Origin of the sequence: Asanoa hainanensis (assembly GCF_900188485.1) — a bacterium.
Lineage (GTDB): Bacteria > Actinomycetota > Actinomycetes > Mycobacteriales > Micromonosporaceae > Asanoa > Asanoa hainanensis.
The window spans coordinates 357,465-372,990 of sequence record NZ_FZPH01000001.1; the positions used below are offsets into that span (position 1 = coordinate 357,465).

The 15,526-nt window shown below is 74.9% G+C and carries 16 protein-coding genes; 7 read left to right on the forward strand and 9 right to left on the reverse strand.

The window, feature by feature from the left end:
* Positions 1–41: 41 nt before the first annotated feature.
* Both CHC05_RS01685 and CHC05_RS01690 read right to left on the reverse strand, forming a co-directional pair.
* Positions 42–671, reverse strand: coding sequence for a LysE family translocator (locus CHC05_RS01685; RefSeq protein WP_089243871.1), 630 nt, complete (start codon positions 669–671; stop codon positions 42–44).
* Entirely contained in the window at positions 671–3,268 is a 2,598-nt protein-coding gene (locus CHC05_RS01690) for a CHAT domain-containing protein (protein WP_089243874.1), read from the reverse strand. The genes CHC05_RS01685 and CHC05_RS01690 overlap by 1 nt, the downstream gene beginning before the upstream one ends.
* 123 nt (positions 3,269–3,391) lie before the next feature.
* Here CHC05_RS01690 and CHC05_RS01695 point away from each other — a divergent pair, with 123 nt between their 5' ends.
* From CHC05_RS01695 to CHC05_RS01705, 3 genes are read left to right on the forward strand one after another with little or no spacing between them, the layout of a single operon-like run.
* Positions 3,392–4,564: a S8 family peptidase gene (locus CHC05_RS01695; RefSeq protein ID WP_089243876.1), complete on the forward strand. Its 1,173-nt coding sequence runs from the start codon at positions 3,392–3,394 to the stop codon at positions 4,562–4,564.
* Positions 4,554–5,123 (forward strand): RNA polymerase sigma factor, encoded by a 570-nt coding sequence (locus CHC05_RS01700; RefSeq protein ID WP_089243878.1) that lies wholly within the window; start codon positions 4,554–4,556, stop codon positions 5,121–5,123. The genes CHC05_RS01695 and CHC05_RS01700 overlap by 11 nt, the downstream gene beginning before the upstream one ends.
* On the forward strand, positions 5,120–5,548 hold the full coding sequence (locus CHC05_RS01705) for a hypothetical protein (protein ID WP_089243880.1): 429 nt from the start codon (positions 5,120–5,122) through the stop codon (positions 5,546–5,548). The genes CHC05_RS01700 and CHC05_RS01705 overlap by 4 nt, the downstream gene beginning before the upstream one ends.
* On the opposite strand, the gene lysA is transcribed toward CHC05_RS01705, so the two are convergent.
* Both lysA and CHC05_RS01715 read right to left on the reverse strand, forming a co-directional pair.
* A complete protein-coding gene (gene lysA, locus CHC05_RS01710; RefSeq protein ID WP_089243882.1) occupies positions 5,545–6,894 on the reverse strand; it encodes a diaminopimelate decarboxylase in 1,350 nt (449 codons plus the stop codon). The genes CHC05_RS01705 and lysA overlap by 4 nt on opposite strands.
* Positions 6,830–7,162, reverse strand: a complete 333-nt coding sequence (locus tag CHC05_RS01715; RefSeq protein ID WP_089243884.1) for an Lrp/AsnC ligand binding domain-containing protein — start codon at positions 7,160–7,162, stop codon at positions 6,830–6,832. The genes lysA and CHC05_RS01715 overlap by 65 nt, the downstream gene beginning before the upstream one ends.
* 152 nt (positions 7,163–7,314) lie before the next feature.
* On the opposite strand from CHC05_RS01715, the gene CHC05_RS01720 reads away from it, so the two are divergent.
* Positions 7,315–8,088, forward strand: coding sequence for an SAM-dependent methyltransferase (locus tag CHC05_RS01720; protein ID WP_089243886.1), 774 nt, complete (start codon positions 7,315–7,317; stop codon positions 8,086–8,088).
* A 16-nt stretch (positions 8,089–8,104) separates the two neighbouring features.
* Here CHC05_RS01720 and CHC05_RS01725 read toward each other — a convergent pair whose 3' ends face one another.
* Positions 8,105–8,770, reverse strand: a complete 666-nt coding sequence (locus tag CHC05_RS01725) for a response regulator (RefSeq protein ID WP_089243888.1) — start codon at positions 8,768–8,770, stop codon at positions 8,105–8,107.
* Positions 8,767–9,876 (reverse strand): sensor histidine kinase, encoded by a 1,110-nt coding sequence (locus CHC05_RS01730; protein ID WP_089243890.1) that lies wholly within the window; start codon positions 9,874–9,876, stop codon positions 8,767–8,769. The genes CHC05_RS01725 and CHC05_RS01730 overlap by 4 nt, the downstream gene beginning before the upstream one ends.
* Before the next feature lie 111 nt (positions 9,877–9,987).
* Here CHC05_RS01730 and CHC05_RS01735 point away from each other — a divergent pair, with 111 nt between their 5' ends.
* From CHC05_RS01735 to CHC05_RS01745, 3 genes are read left to right on the forward strand one after another with little or no spacing between them, the layout of a single operon-like run.
* Complete coding sequence (locus tag CHC05_RS01735) at positions 9,988–10,911, forward strand: ABC transporter ATP-binding protein (RefSeq protein ID WP_089243892.1); 924 nt, start codon at positions 9,988–9,990, stop codon at positions 10,909–10,911.
* On the forward strand, positions 10,908–12,377 hold the full coding sequence (locus tag CHC05_RS01740) for an ABC transporter permease subunit (RefSeq protein WP_089243894.1): 1,470 nt from the start codon (positions 10,908–10,910) through the stop codon (positions 12,375–12,377). The genes CHC05_RS01735 and CHC05_RS01740 overlap by 4 nt, the downstream gene beginning before the upstream one ends.
* Positions 12,374–13,150, forward strand: coding sequence for an ABC transporter permease (locus CHC05_RS01745; protein ID WP_089243896.1), 777 nt, complete (start codon positions 12,374–12,376; stop codon positions 13,148–13,150). The genes CHC05_RS01740 and CHC05_RS01745 overlap by 4 nt, the downstream gene beginning before the upstream one ends.
* Positions 13,151–13,296: 146 nt before the next feature.
* Here the strand turns inward: CHC05_RS01745 and CHC05_RS01750 are convergent, their stop codons facing one another.
* From CHC05_RS01750 to CHC05_RS01760, 3 genes are read right to left on the reverse strand one after another with little or no spacing between them, the layout of a single operon-like run.
* On the reverse strand, positions 13,297–13,779 hold the full coding sequence (locus CHC05_RS01750; protein WP_089243898.1) for a hypothetical protein: 483 nt from the start codon (positions 13,777–13,779) through the stop codon (positions 13,297–13,299).
* A 41-nt stretch (positions 13,780–13,820) separates the two neighbouring features.
* Entirely contained in the window at positions 13,821–14,843 is a 1,023-nt protein-coding gene (locus tag CHC05_RS01755; RefSeq protein WP_144022444.1) for a hypothetical protein, read from the reverse strand.
* 26 nt (positions 14,844–14,869) lie between these two features.
* Complete coding sequence (locus tag CHC05_RS01760; RefSeq protein WP_245870613.1) at positions 14,870–15,520, reverse strand: NIPSNAP family protein; 651 nt, start codon at positions 15,518–15,520, stop codon at positions 14,870–14,872.
* Positions 15,521–15,526: the final 6 nt, after the last annotated feature.

Here is a 15,526-nt window from a genome sequence, read left to right on the forward strand (position 1 = left end):
CCGGGCAGCCACGCCGGCCTGGCCGGTCGGCGACACCCGACTCACCTGCTGTCGGCGACGAGGCGGGCGGCCAGGCCCGCGAACACGGTGGCGGAGGCCCGTTCCATCCACCGCCTGATGCCGGGGCGGGCCGTGATCTTCTCGGACAGGGTTCCCGAGAGCAGGCCGGCGGTGCCGTCGACGGCGAGGCCGACCACGATGAAGACCAGGCCGAGCACGAGGAGCTGGGCGGTCACCGGCCACGTGCCCGGGCCGGTGCCGACGAACTGCGGCACGAACGCGAGGTAGAACAGGATGACCTTCGGGTTGGCCAGGTTGGTCAGGGTCGCCATCAGGTAGGTGCGGCGCAGCGACCGGCGCTGCACTGCTTGCTGCTCCAGCTCCATGCGGCTGCTCCGCCAGGTCGCCACCGCCAGGTAGAGCAGGAACGCCGCACCGGCGATCCGCACCGCGGTCAGGGCCTGCGGGGCGGCGCTGATCAGCGCGCCGAGCCCGAACGCGGCGGCCACGGTGTGCGCGGCCAGCCCGGTCGACATGCCGAGCGCGGCGAGCACCCCGGCCCGCCGGCCACCGGCGGCGCCGTTGGCGACCACGAACAGCAGGTCCGGACCGGGCGCGAGCGACAGCAACGTGCAGGCGGCGACGAACGCGAGCACGAGATGGATATCCACTATGGACCCCCTGGGAACGGTGCGATGAAGCCGTGTCCGAAACAGTTGAACCCGGCGGCCGCCGCCCGCACGTGCGGGTCGGCGTCGCGCAGCGCGTGCTGGGTCGCGGCGAGCGCCACGGCCGGCGGCGCACCGGCCGCCAGGCGCTCGTGGTAGCCGACCATCACCGGCTCGGTGGCCAGGTCCGGGATCGGCAACACCGGTGCCACCAGCTGCGCGGTCCCCCGAGCGGCCAGCGTAGCGCTGAGCCCGAGCAGTTCGTCACCCGCGTAGACGGCGGCCCGGCCACTGTCGCAAGCGGCCAAACTGACGGTGTGCGGAGTGCTCTCCAACCGTTCCAGGTCGTGCACCAGCAACGGCCCGTCGGCGAGCAGCAGGTCGGAGAAGAGCGGGTTGCCGGTCGACAGCCGCCCATGCGCGGCCAGGTGCAGCACAGCGACCTTCCCCATCACCGCGAGCACCTGGTCGACGGGCGCGTCGAGCAACGGCACGACGCCGTGAATCGCGGCGACCCGCCGCGCCTCCTCCCGCGCCCCGGGCAGCCTCGGCCCCGCGACCACCGCCACCTCCGCACCAGCGGGACCCCGGCCTGCCGCGTACCAGAGGGTTGCTGATGGGGAGACCGCGATCGGGCGGCCCGCGCAGGACGGGAGGATCGACCACGGCACGCTGTGCAGCGCGCCCGTCGGAGAGATCACCAGGGGGCCGTCCGGCAGCCCGCTCAGTAGGGCGGCGTCGAGTCGGGACGCGGCGCCCGAGAGTAGGGCCTCGGCGGCCGCGCGGCGGGCGTCGCCCGGGCGGGCCAGCCGGTGCAGGGCGAACGGCAGGCGGCGGACCAGGTCGGCCAGCGGCGGCAGCGGGCCGAGTGGGCGCGCGGTGAGGCGGCCGCCGGTCAGGGTCAGGCGGTGCAGGATGCCGTCGGACTCGACGAACTCGACCAGGACGCGGTCACCCAGCGCCGCGGCCAACGGGGCGACCGCGACCGGCGTCCACAGTGGGGTGTCGCCGGCCGCGCGGTGGGTGCGGACATGGTCGCGGATCCGGCGTTCCAAAGCGACCTGGCGCGGCACCAGCCGGGCGGTCTCCGCCGCGCCCGCGTCGGCGAGCTCGAACGCGACGCCCCGGAGCTGCGCCAGCAGGTCGGCGAGCAGCGGGTCGGCGGGCGGCCGCGCCGGCCGGTGGACCAGTCGGGTCGCCCGGCCTCGCTCGGCCCACTCCAGCAGCCGATGCGGACGCCCGTCGCGCAGCGCGAGCCGGACTCCCAGCGCGGTCAGTTCGCGGCGGTGGGCGGCCGAGTGCACCCGCAGGTCGGCGGCGCCGAGCGAGGCGCTGTGCTCGTCGAGGATGCGCAGCCCGGCGCGGATCGCGGCGACGGCCCCGGCGGGCTCGGTGTGCTGGCGGCGCAACGCCTCCGCGTACCAGCCGCGGGCCCGGATCGCCGCCGGCACCCGGCGGTGGGCCCACCGGGCGGCGGCGGCCAGGTGGGTGTCGGCTACCCGGGGTCGCAGCGCGGCCGCGACCAGGTGTGCCTCGACCGTCGCGGCCGGCCAGCCGGCGTCCGTCAGGGTGGCTACCAGGTCGTCGGCGCCGCGGGCCGGGCGGGCGCCACCCGCCCGCAGGCCCGCCTGGAGGAGGGTGAGCCGGGCCAGGGCGGCCCACTCCACCCGGTGCTGGGCGGCGAACTCCCGGGTCGCCCGGCGGGCGTTGTCCGCCGCCGCGCGCCAGTCGCCGGCCGCCGCTGCGGCCTGGGCCAGCAGCAGCCGGGCCTCCGGCACCTTCAGCCGGTGTCCCTCGCGGCGCATCATGGTCGCGGCCCGCTCAGCCGCCTGCCGCGCCTCGGTCGCCAGCCCGGCGGCGAGCAGCAGCACGCCACGGTCGTACACGGCCAACGCGACGTGGCCCCCGTTGGCGGCGATCACGGCCTCGGCCCGGTCGATGTGGGCCAGCGCGGCCGGCACGTCACCGCGCAGGGCCTCGGCGACGCCGAGGTTCTCGACGATGATGCCGACGGCGAGCGGGCGGCCGAGCCGGGCCGAGATCGCCTCGGCGGCGCGCAGGTCGGCCACGGCGGCGGCGAACGCGTACCGGTGGGTGTGCAGCACTCCCCGGTTCGTCAGCAGGCGCGACACCGCGATCTCGTCGCCGGCCGCGCGCAGCCCGGGGAGCGCCGCCTGGAAGTCGGCGAGGGCCTCGTCGTGCCGGCCGATCTCGGTCAGGATCACCGCCCGTTGGGCCCGCGCCCGGTCGGCGGCGACGCCGTCCAGGGCGCCCAGGGCGGCCTCGACCTCGGCCAGCGCCTGGCGCGGGCGGCCGCGCATCACCAGCGCGTACGCCAGCTTGCCCCGGGCCTCGCCCGTCACCGTGGTCAGCCCGGCCCGCCGGCCGTGCGTGATCGCCGAGCGCAGGTGGCGGATGGCGTCGTCCATCTCGCCGGTCTGGAGCAGCGCGTGGCCCCACGCCCGCTGGGTGATCGCGGCGGCGGCCGCGTCGCCGGAGCGGCGTGCGGCGACCAGCGCCCGCGCGGCCAGCGGCGGCACCCTGCCTGGGTGGGTGTCGGCGAGCAGCGCGACCGCGTCCGCCTCGGCCCGCGCGTCCACGCCCTCATCCTCGCGGGGGACGGCGTCCGTACTCCAGAAAAATTAGCCGAGGGTGTATCAACCGCGACCGATAGTGTGTCCGTGGGTCGACCGCGTCGTCCGTCCGTTCCGCTGGAGGAACCCGTGACCGCCTTCCTAGAGCCCTCCGACGACTACACCGCCGGCGACCTCGTCGTCGACCATCCCCATCGTGAGCTGGTCAAGAAGCGCATCAGGGACCTCGGGCTCGACGTCACCGAGGTCGCGGACAGCGAGGCGCTCGGCCTGAGCCGCCTGCACCTCGAGGGCGTCCCGGCCTTCGGCGCGAGCAAGGGCCTCCCCGCCGACGACGTCGCCGCCATCGAGCTGGTGATCGACGAGTTGCGGCAGGCTTTCGCCGCCGATTTCGGCGGGTGGGTGCCCGAGATGGCGCCCGACCCGACGATGACCGGCATCGTGGGCTACCCGCACACCAAGCCGATGGCCTTCACCACCGACCTCATGCCGGCCCCGGCCAGCCAGGCACCCATCGCCGACAGCACGGTCGGCGCGGGCGTGCGGGTGGCGGTGCTCGACACCGGGCTGGTCGACCACCCCGCGCTCAAGGGCCACGCGACCGAGGCACCCGGTGGAGCGGATGCCGCCAACGACCCGGTGGAGGCCTGGGCCGGCCACGCCACCTTCGTCGCGGGGCTGATCGCCCAGCGCGCACCCGGCTGCGAGATCGTGGTGCACAAGGTGCTCAACGCCCACGGCCGCGCCACCAACTGGGAAACCGCCGTGGCGCTGGCCAAGCTGGCCGACGACCCCGAGGGTTACGCCGTCGTCAACCTGTCGCTGGGCTGCCGGCTCGGCGGTCCGAACGGGCCGCTGGCGTTGCGCCGCGCGGTCGCGCGACACGGCCGGCACACGCTGCTGGTCGCCGCCGCGGGCAACCACGGCGGCAGCGACAAGCCGACGGTGCCGGCCTGGCCGGCGGCCTTCCCCGGCGTGATCGCGGTCGGCGCCACCAACCTCGCCGGTGACCTCGCCCAGATCACCCCGGAGCTGCCGTGGGTCGACTGTGTCGCGCACGGCTCCGGTGTCACGTCCACCTACCTGACCGACGTCACCCTCACGATCGACGACAAGGTTCTCGACTTCACCGGGTACGCGACCTGGAGCGGCACCTCCTTCGCGGCGGCGAACGTCAGCGGCGCGGTCGCGGCGGCGCTGCGCCCCGGCGAGCGGCCCGCCGACACGCTCGCACGACTGCTCGGCGATCCCGCCTCCGACGTCAGGCCGTTCCCGCTGTCGGCGGCGGGTCATGCGGGATGACCCGTCGGTCGTCGACCTGGTCGTGCGGGCCCGGCACGGTGACGCGCGGGCCTGGGACGCGCTGGTCGACCGCTACGCACCGCTGGTGTGGGCGATCTGCCGGCGCTTCGGGCTCGGCGGCGCCGACGCGGAGGACGTCGCCGCGAGCGTGTGGCTGCGGCTGGTCGAGCGCCTCGACACGATCCGCGAGCCGGCGGCCCTGCCCGGCTGGCTCGCGACGACGGTCCGCCGGGAGTGCCTGACGGCGCTGCGGGGGCGCCGGCACCAGGTGCCGGTCGGCGACGAGTCCAACCTGGACAGCGTCGACGACCCGGCGTTCGAGGAGCTGCTGCTGGCCCAGGAGCGGCACATCGCGCTGCGGGCCGCGTTCGAGAACCTGCCCGAGCACTGCCGGCACCTGCTGACGTTGCTCTTCGACGACCCGCCGGCCCCGTACGCCCAGATCAGCAGCAGCACCGGCACCCCGATCGGCGCGATCGGGCCGACCCGCCGGCGCTGCCTCGACCGGCTGCGGCGCGACCCCGCCCTGGCCGCGGTCGCGGGGGTGGAACAATCATGACGGATGCCGAGATCGTTGCCGCGCTGGCCGAAGCGCGGAAGGCCGCTGCCGAGGTGCCCGAGCGGATCCGGGAGATCGGCCGGGCCGCGTACGCCTGGCGGACCGTCGACGCGGAGCTCGCCGCCCTGTCCGCCGACACCGACACCCCGGTCGGCACCCGGGCCGAGCCGGCCGCGGTGCGGGCGCTGACCTTCGCCGCCCGCGACCTGACCATCGAGGTCGAGCTCACCGACGACGCCCTGCACGGTCAGGTGGTGCCGCCCCGGCCCGGCGAGATCGAGCTGCGCGACCGCTCGGGGGTGGTCGCGGTCGCGCAGGTCGACGAGCTGGGCTGGTTCGTCCTCGGCCCGATCCCCCGCGGCATGTTCCGGCTGCACCTGCGCGCCGGCGACGCCGTGGTGGTCACCGAGTGGATCACGATCTAAGCGATGTCGCGGCAGAGCACGTCGTCGATCGTCTCCCGACGGACGACCACCCGGGCCGCACCGTCCCGCACGGCGATCAGCGGCGGGCGACCGACCAGGTTGTAGTTGGACGCCAGCGGCAGGTGGTAGGCGCCGGCGCCGGGAGCGGCCAACAGGTCGCCCGGGCGCAGGTCGGCCGGGAGCGGCACCGCGCGGGCGAGCACGTCGCCGGCCTCGTCATGACGGCCGACGATCGTGCTCGACACCGTGGGACCGGTGCCGGCCCGGCCGAGCAGGACGGCCGTATAGCGGGCGCCGTAGAGGGCGGGCCGGGGGTTGTCGCTCAGCCCTCCGTCGATGGCGAGCAGCTGGCAGCCCCCCGGCTCGCGGCGAACCGCCACGACCCGGTACAGGGCCACCCCGGCGCGGGCGACGACCGCCCGACCCGGCGTCACCACCAGCTCCGGTTCCGGCACACCCTGGCGTTCGCAGGCCAGACCCAGGACCGCCCGGGCCCGGCCTGCGAACGCGGCGACGGCGAAGGGGGTTTCGCCGTCGACGGCGGGCGCCGCGTGGCCCCCACCGATGTTGATCTCCCGGACCACGATTCCCTTGGTACGGGTGAGATGTCCCGCCACGCTGACGAGGCGCTGGATCGCCCGCTCGTAGCCGCCGAACCGGCTGATCTGCGAGCCGACGTAACAGTCCAGGCCGTACAACTCCAGCTTGGGTTGGGCGACGATCCGCTTGACCAGGTCGTCGAACGCCTCGCTCGGCGCGGAGACCCCGAACCGGTCGGCGTCGCTGGCCGCGGGAATGCCGGCGACCCCGTCGAACAGGTCGTCGTGGGCCGGCAGCACCCGGATCAGCACCTTCTGCTTGCTGGTCGCGAGCGCGGCGAGCCGGGTCACCTCCGACGCCGACTCGATGACCACCCGGCCGACGCCGTAGTCCAGGGCCGCCTGCAGGTCGGCCGGCGTCTTGGCGTCGCCGTGCAACACGATCCGCTCGGCCGGGAAACCGACCGCGGCGGCGACCGAGAGCTGACCCTCGGAGTAGACGGAGAGCCCCAGCCCCTCCTCCATCACCCAGCGGAGCACGGCCCGGCTGGTCAGCGCCTTGGCCGCGTACACGACATGCTCCTTGCCGAAGGCCGCCCCGTACTCCCGGCAGTGGTCCCGGACCTCTCCCTCGTCGATGACGTACGCCGGTGTGCCGTACTGCTCCGCCAGCGTGGCGAGATCGACGCCACCGATGCTGATCGCGCCGTGCCCGGTGTGCCGGGTCGACGACGGCCAGATCTCAGTGCACAGCCGCTGCGGTGGCAGCGACGTGCGCAGTGACGGGATGAGATCCGAGAGGCTCATGCCAGCTCCTTGTTTTGTGCGGGCCGAACGGCCGCAGCACGAGGTGGGTCGAGGTGCGTCCGGCCCCGGCGTGATGCCGGAGCCCACGGACCAGGCCGTCGAGGGCCGCCATGTCCCGGCACCGCACCCGGACGACGGCATCACTGTCGGCGGCGACCCACCAGGCATCGACCACCTCCGGCCGATTCGCCAGGTAGGCCTCCAGGCAGGGCGCGTCCTGGGTGTGGTTGAGCCACACCAGAACCACCGCTTCGACCTCTCCGCTCATGCCATCGATCGTGCGGCGCGCGGGAGGCGGGTGAAAAGGACCTTGACGCGCTCGCTACGCGCTCGGCCCCGCTCCTGACTCGTCCTTGACGCGATCTTCGCAATCGCTATGCTCCGGTGCTGAAACCGTCGATTTTTCCTGGAGTCAGGCCGATGACCGACGAGGACCAGGTATCCACGCTCGACACGAGCGCGCCGCACAGCGCCCGGGTCTGGAACTACTGGCTGGGCGGCAAGGACAACTTCGCCGTCGACCGGGAGGCGGGCGACCGGGTCCGCGCGGTCTTCCCCGCGATCGTCGACAACGCCCGGGCGCAGCGCGCGTTCCTGGGCCGGGCCGTGCGCCACCTGACGGCCGAGCGGGGCATCCGCCAGTTCATCGACCTGGGTACGGGGCTGCCGACGGCGGACAACACCCACGAGATCGCGCAGGCGGTGGCGCCCGATTCCCGGGTGGTCTACGTCGACAACGATCCGCTGGTGCTGGTGCACGCCCGCGCGCTGCTGACCAGCAGCCCGGAAGGTGTCACGGACTACATCGAGGCCGACGTCCGCGACCCCGACACCATCCTGCGCGAAGCGGGCAAGGTGATCGACTTCGGGCAACCGGTGGCGGTCATCATGCTCGGCATCCTGGGCAACATCCCGTCGTACGAGGACGCGCTGGCGGTCGTCGCCGCGTTCGTCGAGGCGGTGCCGCCGGGCAGCTACATCGTGATCAACGACGGCACGGACGCGAGCGACGAGATCACCGAAGGAGCGAAGGTCTCCCACGGATACGTCCTGCGCAAGCCGGCCGAGCTCGCCCGGTATTTCGAAGGCCTGGAGCTCGAAGAGCCAGGCCTGGTGGCCACGACCCGCTGGCGCGCCGACCCCGGCGACACGGCCGAACTCGACGGCATGGGCGGCGTCGCCCGCAAGCCGTAGCCGTAGTCGCCAGCCGCTAGTCGCGGGTCGCGCCCGGCACGACCAGGCCGGTCTCGTACGCGGCGACCACCGCCTGGGTGCGGTCGCGCAACCCAAGTTTCGTCAGCATGCGGCTGACGTGGGTCTTGACCGTCTCCTCCGTCACCACCAGGCGGGCGGCGATCTCCGGGTTGGACAGTCCCTCGGCGACCAGGCGCAGCACCTGGGTCTCGCGCGGCGTCAACGCCGACAGCGCCACCGGGGCCGGTGCCGACGGGCGGTGCTGGCGGGCGAACTCGCCGATCAGGCGGCGGGTCACCGTCGGGGCCAGGAGGGCCTCGCCCGCCGCGATCACGCGTACCGCGTCGAACAGGGTCTCCGCCCGGACGTCCTTGAGCAGGAAGCCGCTCGCTCCCGCGCGGATCGCGTCGTAGACGTACTCGTCGAGGTCGAAGGTCGTCAGGATCAGCACCCGGGGGTGGGCCGCCGTCGCCGTCAGCAGGCGGGTCGCCTCGATGCCGTCCATGCCGGGCATCCGCACGTCCATCAGGACGACGTCCGGCGAGCGCGCGGCGCAGACCTCGACCGCCGCGGCGCCGTCGGCCGCCGTGCCCACCACCGAGATGTCCGGTTGGGTGGCCAGCAGGCCGGCGAAGCCGCCGCGGACCACCTCGTGGTCGTCGGCCACCACCACGCGGATCATCGGTCCTCCTCGGTCGGGACGGGCAGGGTGGCCTCGACGACGAAGCCGCCGGCGGGGCCGGAGACGCCGGTGCGGAGCCGGCCGCCGACCGCTGCCGCGCGCTCGCGCATGCCGCTAAGGCCATGGCCTCCGTTAGACGCGGGCCCGGGTCCTGGGCCGTTGTCGCGGATCCGCAGCACCAGACCGTCGGCGCGGTAGCTGATCTCGACATCGACCGCGGCGCCGGGTGCGTGGCGGCGGGCGTTGGTCAGGGCCTCCTGGACGATCCGGTACGCGGCGAGCTCCACCCCCGGGTCCAACGGCACCGGCGGGCCGCGCAGGATCAGCCGGGTGCCGGAACCGGACGCGTCGCGGGCCTCGTCGAGCAACGCCGCCAACTCGCGCAGGCCCGGCTGGGGCTGGCGTTCCGGCTCGGCCGGGGCGTCCGAGCGCAGCACGCCCAGCAACCGCCGCATCTCCGTCAACGCCGCGCGAGCCGTGCCACCGATCGCCGCGAACCGCTCCGCGCCCGCCGGCGGCAGCCCCGGTGTGGTCAGCCGCGCGTTCTCCGCCTGCACGGAGATCATCGAGATGTGGTGTGCGACCACGTCGTGCAGCTCCCGGGCGATCCGGGCCCGCTCGCCGCGCGCGGTGTGCTCGACCAGCGTCCCGGCGAACGCGTCCTGGGCCGCCAGGTGCGCCGCGTCGGCCCGGCTCACCCGGCGGGCCACCCCGGCCAGCGCGAACCCCGGCACCAGCGCGGCCAGCACGACACCGACCGGGGTGAAGAAGGCCAGCACCAGGTACGGGAGGCCGAGCGGGACCGCCACGGCCAGCGCGCCCCGGCGGCCGACGCGGTAAGCCGCGGCGAGCTGGGCCAGGAGACCGGCCACGGTGAAGAGCCCGAACCCGGCCAGGGCCACCACCGACGCCGCGGTGACCACCAGCGCGGCGGTCGTGTCCCGGCGCAGGGCGAGCGGCGCCGTCGACGCCACCGCCAACGCGGCCAACAGCACCAGGAACGCGCCGGCGACGTCGCGGGACGCCACGAACCGCACCAACGCCTCGGCCGCGGCGGCCACCGCCAGCGCGGCGACGGCCGCCGGACAGGTCCCGGGCCGATTCACGGTGCCATTCTCGCCTCACCCGCCGCCGGGGTCGTCCCTCGTGTCAGGGATGTCGAAGATGGCTCCCGCGCGGGACGACCCGGGCCGCCGCGGTTCGTAGCGTGACGTGTCATGGAAGCCACCATCGAGGTCAACGGCCTGCGCAAGGCGTACGGGTCGACCGTCGCGCTGGACGGGATGACGTTCACCGTCACCCCGGGGCGGGTCACCGCGTTCGTCGGGCCCAACGGGGCCGGCAAGTCCACCACCATGCGCGTCGTGCTCGGTCTCGACCGGGTCGACGCGGGCACCGCCCTGGTCGGCGGCCGGCCGTACCGGAGCCTGCGCACGCCGCTGCGGCACGTCGGCGCGCTGCTGGACGCGTCCGCCCTCCACCCGGCCCGCAGCGGCCGCGACCACCTGCTGTGGCAGGCGCACTCGCAGGGGCTGCCGGGCCAGCGGGTCGACGAGGTGCTCACGCTGACCGGGCTCGCCGACGTCGGCCGGCGCCGGGCCGGTGGCTACTCGCTCGGCATGCGCCAGCGCCTCGGCGTGGCCGGTGCCCTGCTCGGCGACCCGCCGGTGCTGATGCTCGACGAGCCGTTCAACGGGCTCGACCCCGAGGGGATCCGGTGGATGCGGGGCTTCCTGCGCGCGCTGGCCGCCGAGGGCCGGGCCGTGCTGGTCTCCAGCCACCTGATGAGCGAGCTCCAGGACACCGCCGGGCACCTGGTGGTCGTCGGCCGGGGCAAGGTCGTCGCCGACACGAGCGTCGCCGACCTGATCGCCGCCGCGTCGAGCGACCGGGTCACCTTGCGGACCACGGCCCGGACCGAGGCGATGACGGCGCTGGCCCGGGTGGGCGCCACGGTCGCCGTGACCGAGCGCGACACCCTGACCGTCGACGGGCTGCCGGCCGACCGCGTGGTGACCGTGCTCAGCGAGGCCGGCGTCCCGTTCTCGGAGATCGCCGCGCATCGGGCGACGCTCGAGGAGGCGTACATGGAGCTGACCCGGGACGCGGTCGAGTTCCGGGCGACGGAGGTGGCCCGATGATCGGGTTGGTCCGGGCCGAGCTGACCAAGTTCCGCTCCGTACGCGGCTGGCTCGTCGGTTGCGGCATCGCCGTCGTGCTGATGGTGCTCCTCGCCGTCGTGGCGGCCGCCGGCACCGACGCCCGCGTCGGCGGTCCGGGCGCACGGGCCGAACTGCCGCGCGCGTCGGACGGGACCCCGGTGCTCGACGGCTTCACGTTCCTCCAGCAGCCCCTCGCGGGCGACGGGACGCTCACGGTGCGGGTGGCCTCGCTGACCGGCGTCGCGCTGCGGCCACCGACGCCCGACGAGCCGGTGCCCACCGAGCGGGAGGAGGCGACGCCCGAACCGTGGGCGAAGGCCGGCCTCATCATCAAGGACGGCACCACGCCGGGCTCGCCGTACGCGGCGGTGATGGTGACCGGATCCCATGGCGTACGCCTGCAGCACGACTTCATCCACGACCTCGCCGGGCCGGCCGACGCGCGCTGGCTGCGGCTGGTCCGCCGCGGCGGGACGGTCACCGCGTACGCGTCGACGGACGGCGCCGCCTGGACGACGGTCGGCAGCGCGCCGCTGGCCACCGGTGAGATGAGCGCCGGGATCTTCGTCGCCACCCCACCGCACCAGGAGTACGAGCAGTTCGTCGGCGGCACCAGCGTGGTCGGCGGCGGGGCGATCGCGACGGGCACGTTCGACAACCTGACCGGCCCGGGCGGCGACTGGACCATGGTCGACGTCGGCGCCGACGACTCGCCGAACCGCCCGGAGGGCACCTCCACCCGCACCGGCGACACGTTCGTCCTGCGCGGCGGCGGCGACATCGCGCCGGTCGACGGCGGCACCGGTCCGAAGCTGGAACAGACGCTCAGCGGCGGGTTCCTGGCGCTGACCGTGCTGGCCGTGCTCGGCGTCCTGTTCGTCACCACCGAGTACCGGCGCGGGATGGTCCGCACCACCTTCGCCGCGACGCCGTCCCGGGTCCGGGTGCTGGCCGCGAAGTCGGTCGTGCTCGGCGGGGTCACGTTCGCCGTCGGCCTGGTCGCGGCCACTGCCGCACTGCTGGTCGGCACCGCGATCCGGGGCGACAACGCCTATCCGGCCGACGCGCTGACCCAGGTGCGGATCGTGGTCGGCACCGCGGCGCTGATCGCCGTGGCGACGGTGCTCGCGCTGGCGATCGGTACGATCCTGCGGCGCGGTGCGGGCGCGGTGGCGGCGGTCGTCGTGCTGATCACGCTGCCGTACATCCTCTCGGCGGCGGCCGTGCTCCCCGCCGCGACCGCCGACTGGGTCCTGCGGATCACGCCGGCGGCGGCGTTCGCGGTCCAGCAGACCGTGCCCGAGTGGCCGCAGGTCGACCAGGCGTACACGCCGGCCTTCGGCTTCTTCCCCCTCCCGGCCTGGGGCGGCTTCGCGGTGCTCTGCGCCTGGACCGCGCTGGCCCTGGCGATCGCCGCCGCCCTGTTGCGCCGGAGGGACGCATGAGATCGGCGTTGTACGCGGAGTGGACGAAGCTGCGTACGACCGCCGGGCCGTTCTGGCTCGTGGTCCTGGCGGCGGTGCTCACGACGGCGCTGAGCGCTGTGGCGGCCCGTGCGGTGAGCTGCGCCGCGACGGGTTGCGGGGTGGACGCGCCGCTGGTCGCCCTGACCGGGGTGCAGCTCGGTCAGGCGGTCGTGGCGGTGCTCGCGGTGATGGTGGTCGGCGACGAATACCGGACCGGGATGATCCGCACGACGCTGGCCGCGACGCCGTCCCGGGCGATCCTGCTGGGTGCCAAGAGCCTGGTGGTCGCCGGTGCGACGCTGGCGGCGGCGGTGCCGGGCGTGCTCGGCGCGTGGCTGGCCGGCCGACTGATCATGCCGGGTCGGGGCTTCACGGCGGAGCACGGGTACGCGCCGCTGTCGCTGACCGACGGCGGGACGCTGCGGGCGTTCGCGGGCTCGGCGCTCTACCTCACGCTGGTCGCCCTGCTCAGCCTGGGCATCGCGGCGGCGGTGCGCGACGCCCCGACGGGGGTCGGCGTCGTGCTCGGCGTGCTCTACATGGCACCGATCCTGGTCGCGGTGGTCTCCGACCCGGACTGGGTGCGCCGGCTGCGGCAGATCATGCCGAGCGACGCGGGCACGGCCATCCTGCACACGGTCGACCTGCCGTCCCTGCCGATCGGCCCGTGGCCGGGGCTCGGGGTGCTGGCCCTGTGGTCGGCCGGCGCGCTGCTGCTCGGCGGCCTGCTACTGCGCCTTCGCGACGCCTAAGGCGTGTTTCATAACTGGGGTCGAGGCGAGGCGGAGTCCAGGGGTCGTCTGGGTGTGCGGCGGCTTTGCCCGGATACCGGTGTTGTATCCGGGTGAAGGCGCCGTGCGGCCAGGCGGCGCCTGGGCCCGCCGCAGCCCGGCCCCAGTTATGAAACACGCCTTAGCCGGCGAACGCGGTAGAGGACGCTCACGGCGAGCGCGAGCAGCGCGGCGCCGGCCGCCGCCAGCGGGAGGTGGTCGGTCGGCGCCCCCGTCCTGGCCAGCGCCGCCGGGTCGCCGGGGCCGACCTGGACGCCGTGCAGCGGCGTCGTCGTCTCGGCGGCGCCGTCGTCGTCGGTGCCGGCGGCGTTGAGCGTCCAGGCGCCCGGGCGCAGGCCCGTCAGCTCGCACGACCAGCTCCCGCCAGGGCCGACGGGCGCGGCGCAGGACGCGACGTCGAGCGCCGGGCCGCTGCCGGTCGCGCCGGTGACCACGACGGTCGTGCCGGGTCGGGCGTCACCGCCGGACACGGTGAGGGCGACGCCGTCGGCGTTCGTGGTGGTGATCTCGACGGCGCTCGCCGCGGTGCCGGTCAACGCGAGGACGATCGCCGCGGAACCCAACCCGATCGCCGTACGCAACAGCATCACGCAATGGACGATAGGCAGGAAATGGTACGAATCGTCGCGGATCAGCGAATCTGGGCCAGCCCGATCTGCTGGTCGGCGACGACCGGGCCGAGTGCCTGCCAGTCGGCGGTGTCGAGGACCCGGGTGCGCTCGGCGAGGCGGCCGAGCGCGGCGAGGGCGGCATCGCCCGGTTCGCCGCCGCTGTAGCCGACGAAGGCCACCAACCCCGGCGCCGGCTCCCACGCGAGGGTCGCGCTGCCGCCCGCGACGCCCAACATCACGGCCGGCTGCCCGTCGACCGTCCCGCCGTCGCGGGTGGCCTCGGCGTAGAGCTGGTCCTCGAACCAGCCACCGCTGGTCACTCCGGTGTAGACCAAGGGGCCCAGGGCGGCCAGCTCGCCGACGTCCGCGCCGCCGTAGCGGAGCTCGTGCAGCGACGGCGCCCGGTACGGACCGCGGGCCACCACCGTGAACCCCGCGGGCGGGTCGACGGTCGGCCGGCCGTCGACGACGTGGGTGAGCGCGGCGAGCTTGACCAGGTCGGATTCGGTCAGGTCGCCCCGGACGCGGGCGTTCTTGCCGGCGATCGGCCACGTGACGACGCCGCTGGCCGCGCGGGCCCGCGCGGTGCCGACCAGGACGGCGCGGCCCGACCGCAGCGGGTCGGCCGGGAAGGTCACCACCGCTCCCCCGCGGCCGAGCGAGCCACCGGGCCCGCGCACGACCACCGTCCACGGCCCGTCGACGGCCGTGCGGTCACAGCGGTCGAGGGCGCCGCCAGCGGTCGCGGCCTGGTCGATCCGCAGCCCCGCCACGGGTGCGGGAAGCGCCGGGCGCTGCCCCCAGCCGACCGGGAGGCAAGGTGGGCCGGGATGCTCGGGCGCACTGGGCGACGGCGGGGCCGAGGTGACGACGGGGCTCGGGCTCGGGCGGGACGCCACCGGTGGCGTCCCGGGCTCGTCGCCGAGGGCAAGGACGGCGATCGCGCCCAGGGCGACGGCGACCAGGCCGGCCCCGACGATGACGACCCGGCGGGTGGGCCGCCGGGGCCGGTCGTCAGAACCGAAGCTGATGACGTCGGGCACGGCGTCCATTGTCGGCGCGCACGCCGTCAGTGCAACGCGGACCGGGTGGTGGGCGCGAGCCGCAGCAGCTCGACCGGCCCCGCCAGGCCGGACGTGTCGAGCCCGGCCACCCGCTCGGCGAACGCGTCGACGTCGTCACCAGGATCGAGCCGGGCGAACCACACGAACACGTCCTCCCCTTCCCGGACCGGCAGCGCGGGGAAGGTGTTGGTCTCGTGGATCGTCTGGCTGGTGCCGAGCAGGGTGGCCCCGAGCCCCGGCCGAACGACGCGGTCGAAGTGTGCGGCGTAGTCGGTGCTGGCCAGTGGGCACAGCCCCGCCACGACGACCCGCCCCGGCGGGACCGGGGTGTCGCGGGGCTCGTACCCGCTGAAGGGCTCGATCGCCCGCATCAGCAACACGTTGTCGGAGTCGAGCATCGTCGCGTTGGCGGCGTCGCGGTGCTCCTTCCAGACGGGTCCGGAGTAGAACCCGGTCAGCGCCGCCTGCCGCACGGCCATCGACGGGAACTCGCGCACCCAGACGAACCGGTCGGGCCGGTCGAGGTCGCGGAACTGGCCGACCACCCGCATGCCCTCGGCCTCCTGCGACTCCACGAAGTTCGCGTCGAACAGCGTGACGAGGGTGTCCCGCTCACCGGGCACGAGGGTGTACTGCCGAAGCTCTACGATGGTCACGCCACC

What these genes read in the sequence shown, in the direction of transcription:
- CHC05_RS01725 (WP_089243888.1), bottom strand. Translation starts at nt 8,770, where the DNA reads ATGATCCGCGTGGTGGTGGCCGACGACCACGAGGTGGTCCGCGGCGGC.
- CHC05_RS01735 (WP_089243892.1), top strand. Translation starts at nt 9,988, where the DNA reads ATGGAAGCCACCATCGAGGTCAACGGCCTGCGCAAGGCGTACGGGTCG.
- CHC05_RS01740 (WP_089243894.1), top strand. Translation starts at nt 10,908, where the DNA reads ATGATCGGGTTGGTCCGGGCCGAGCTGACCAAGTTCCGCTCCGTACGC.
- lysA (WP_089243882.1), bottom strand. Translation starts at nt 6,894, where the DNA reads ATGAGCCTCTCGGATCTCATCCCGTCACTGCGCACGTCGCTGCCACCG.
- CHC05_RS01715 (WP_089243884.1), bottom strand. Translation starts at nt 7,162, where the DNA reads ATGAGCGGAGAGGTCGAAGCGGTGGTTCTGGTGTGGCTCAACCACACC.
- CHC05_RS01705 (WP_089243880.1), top strand. Translation starts at nt 5,120, where the DNA reads ATGACGGATGCCGAGATCGTTGCCGCGCTGGCCGAAGCGCGGAAGGCC.
- CHC05_RS01745 (WP_089243896.1), top strand. Translation starts at nt 12,374, where the DNA reads ATGAGATCGGCGTTGTACGCGGAGTGGACGAAGCTGCGTACGACCGCC.
- CHC05_RS01700 (WP_089243878.1), top strand. Translation starts at nt 4,554, where the DNA reads ATGCGGGATGACCCGTCGGTCGTCGACCTGGTCGTGCGGGCCCGGCAC.
- CHC05_RS01720 (WP_089243886.1), top strand. Translation starts at nt 7,315, where the DNA reads ATGACCGACGAGGACCAGGTATCCACGCTCGACACGAGCGCGCCGCAC.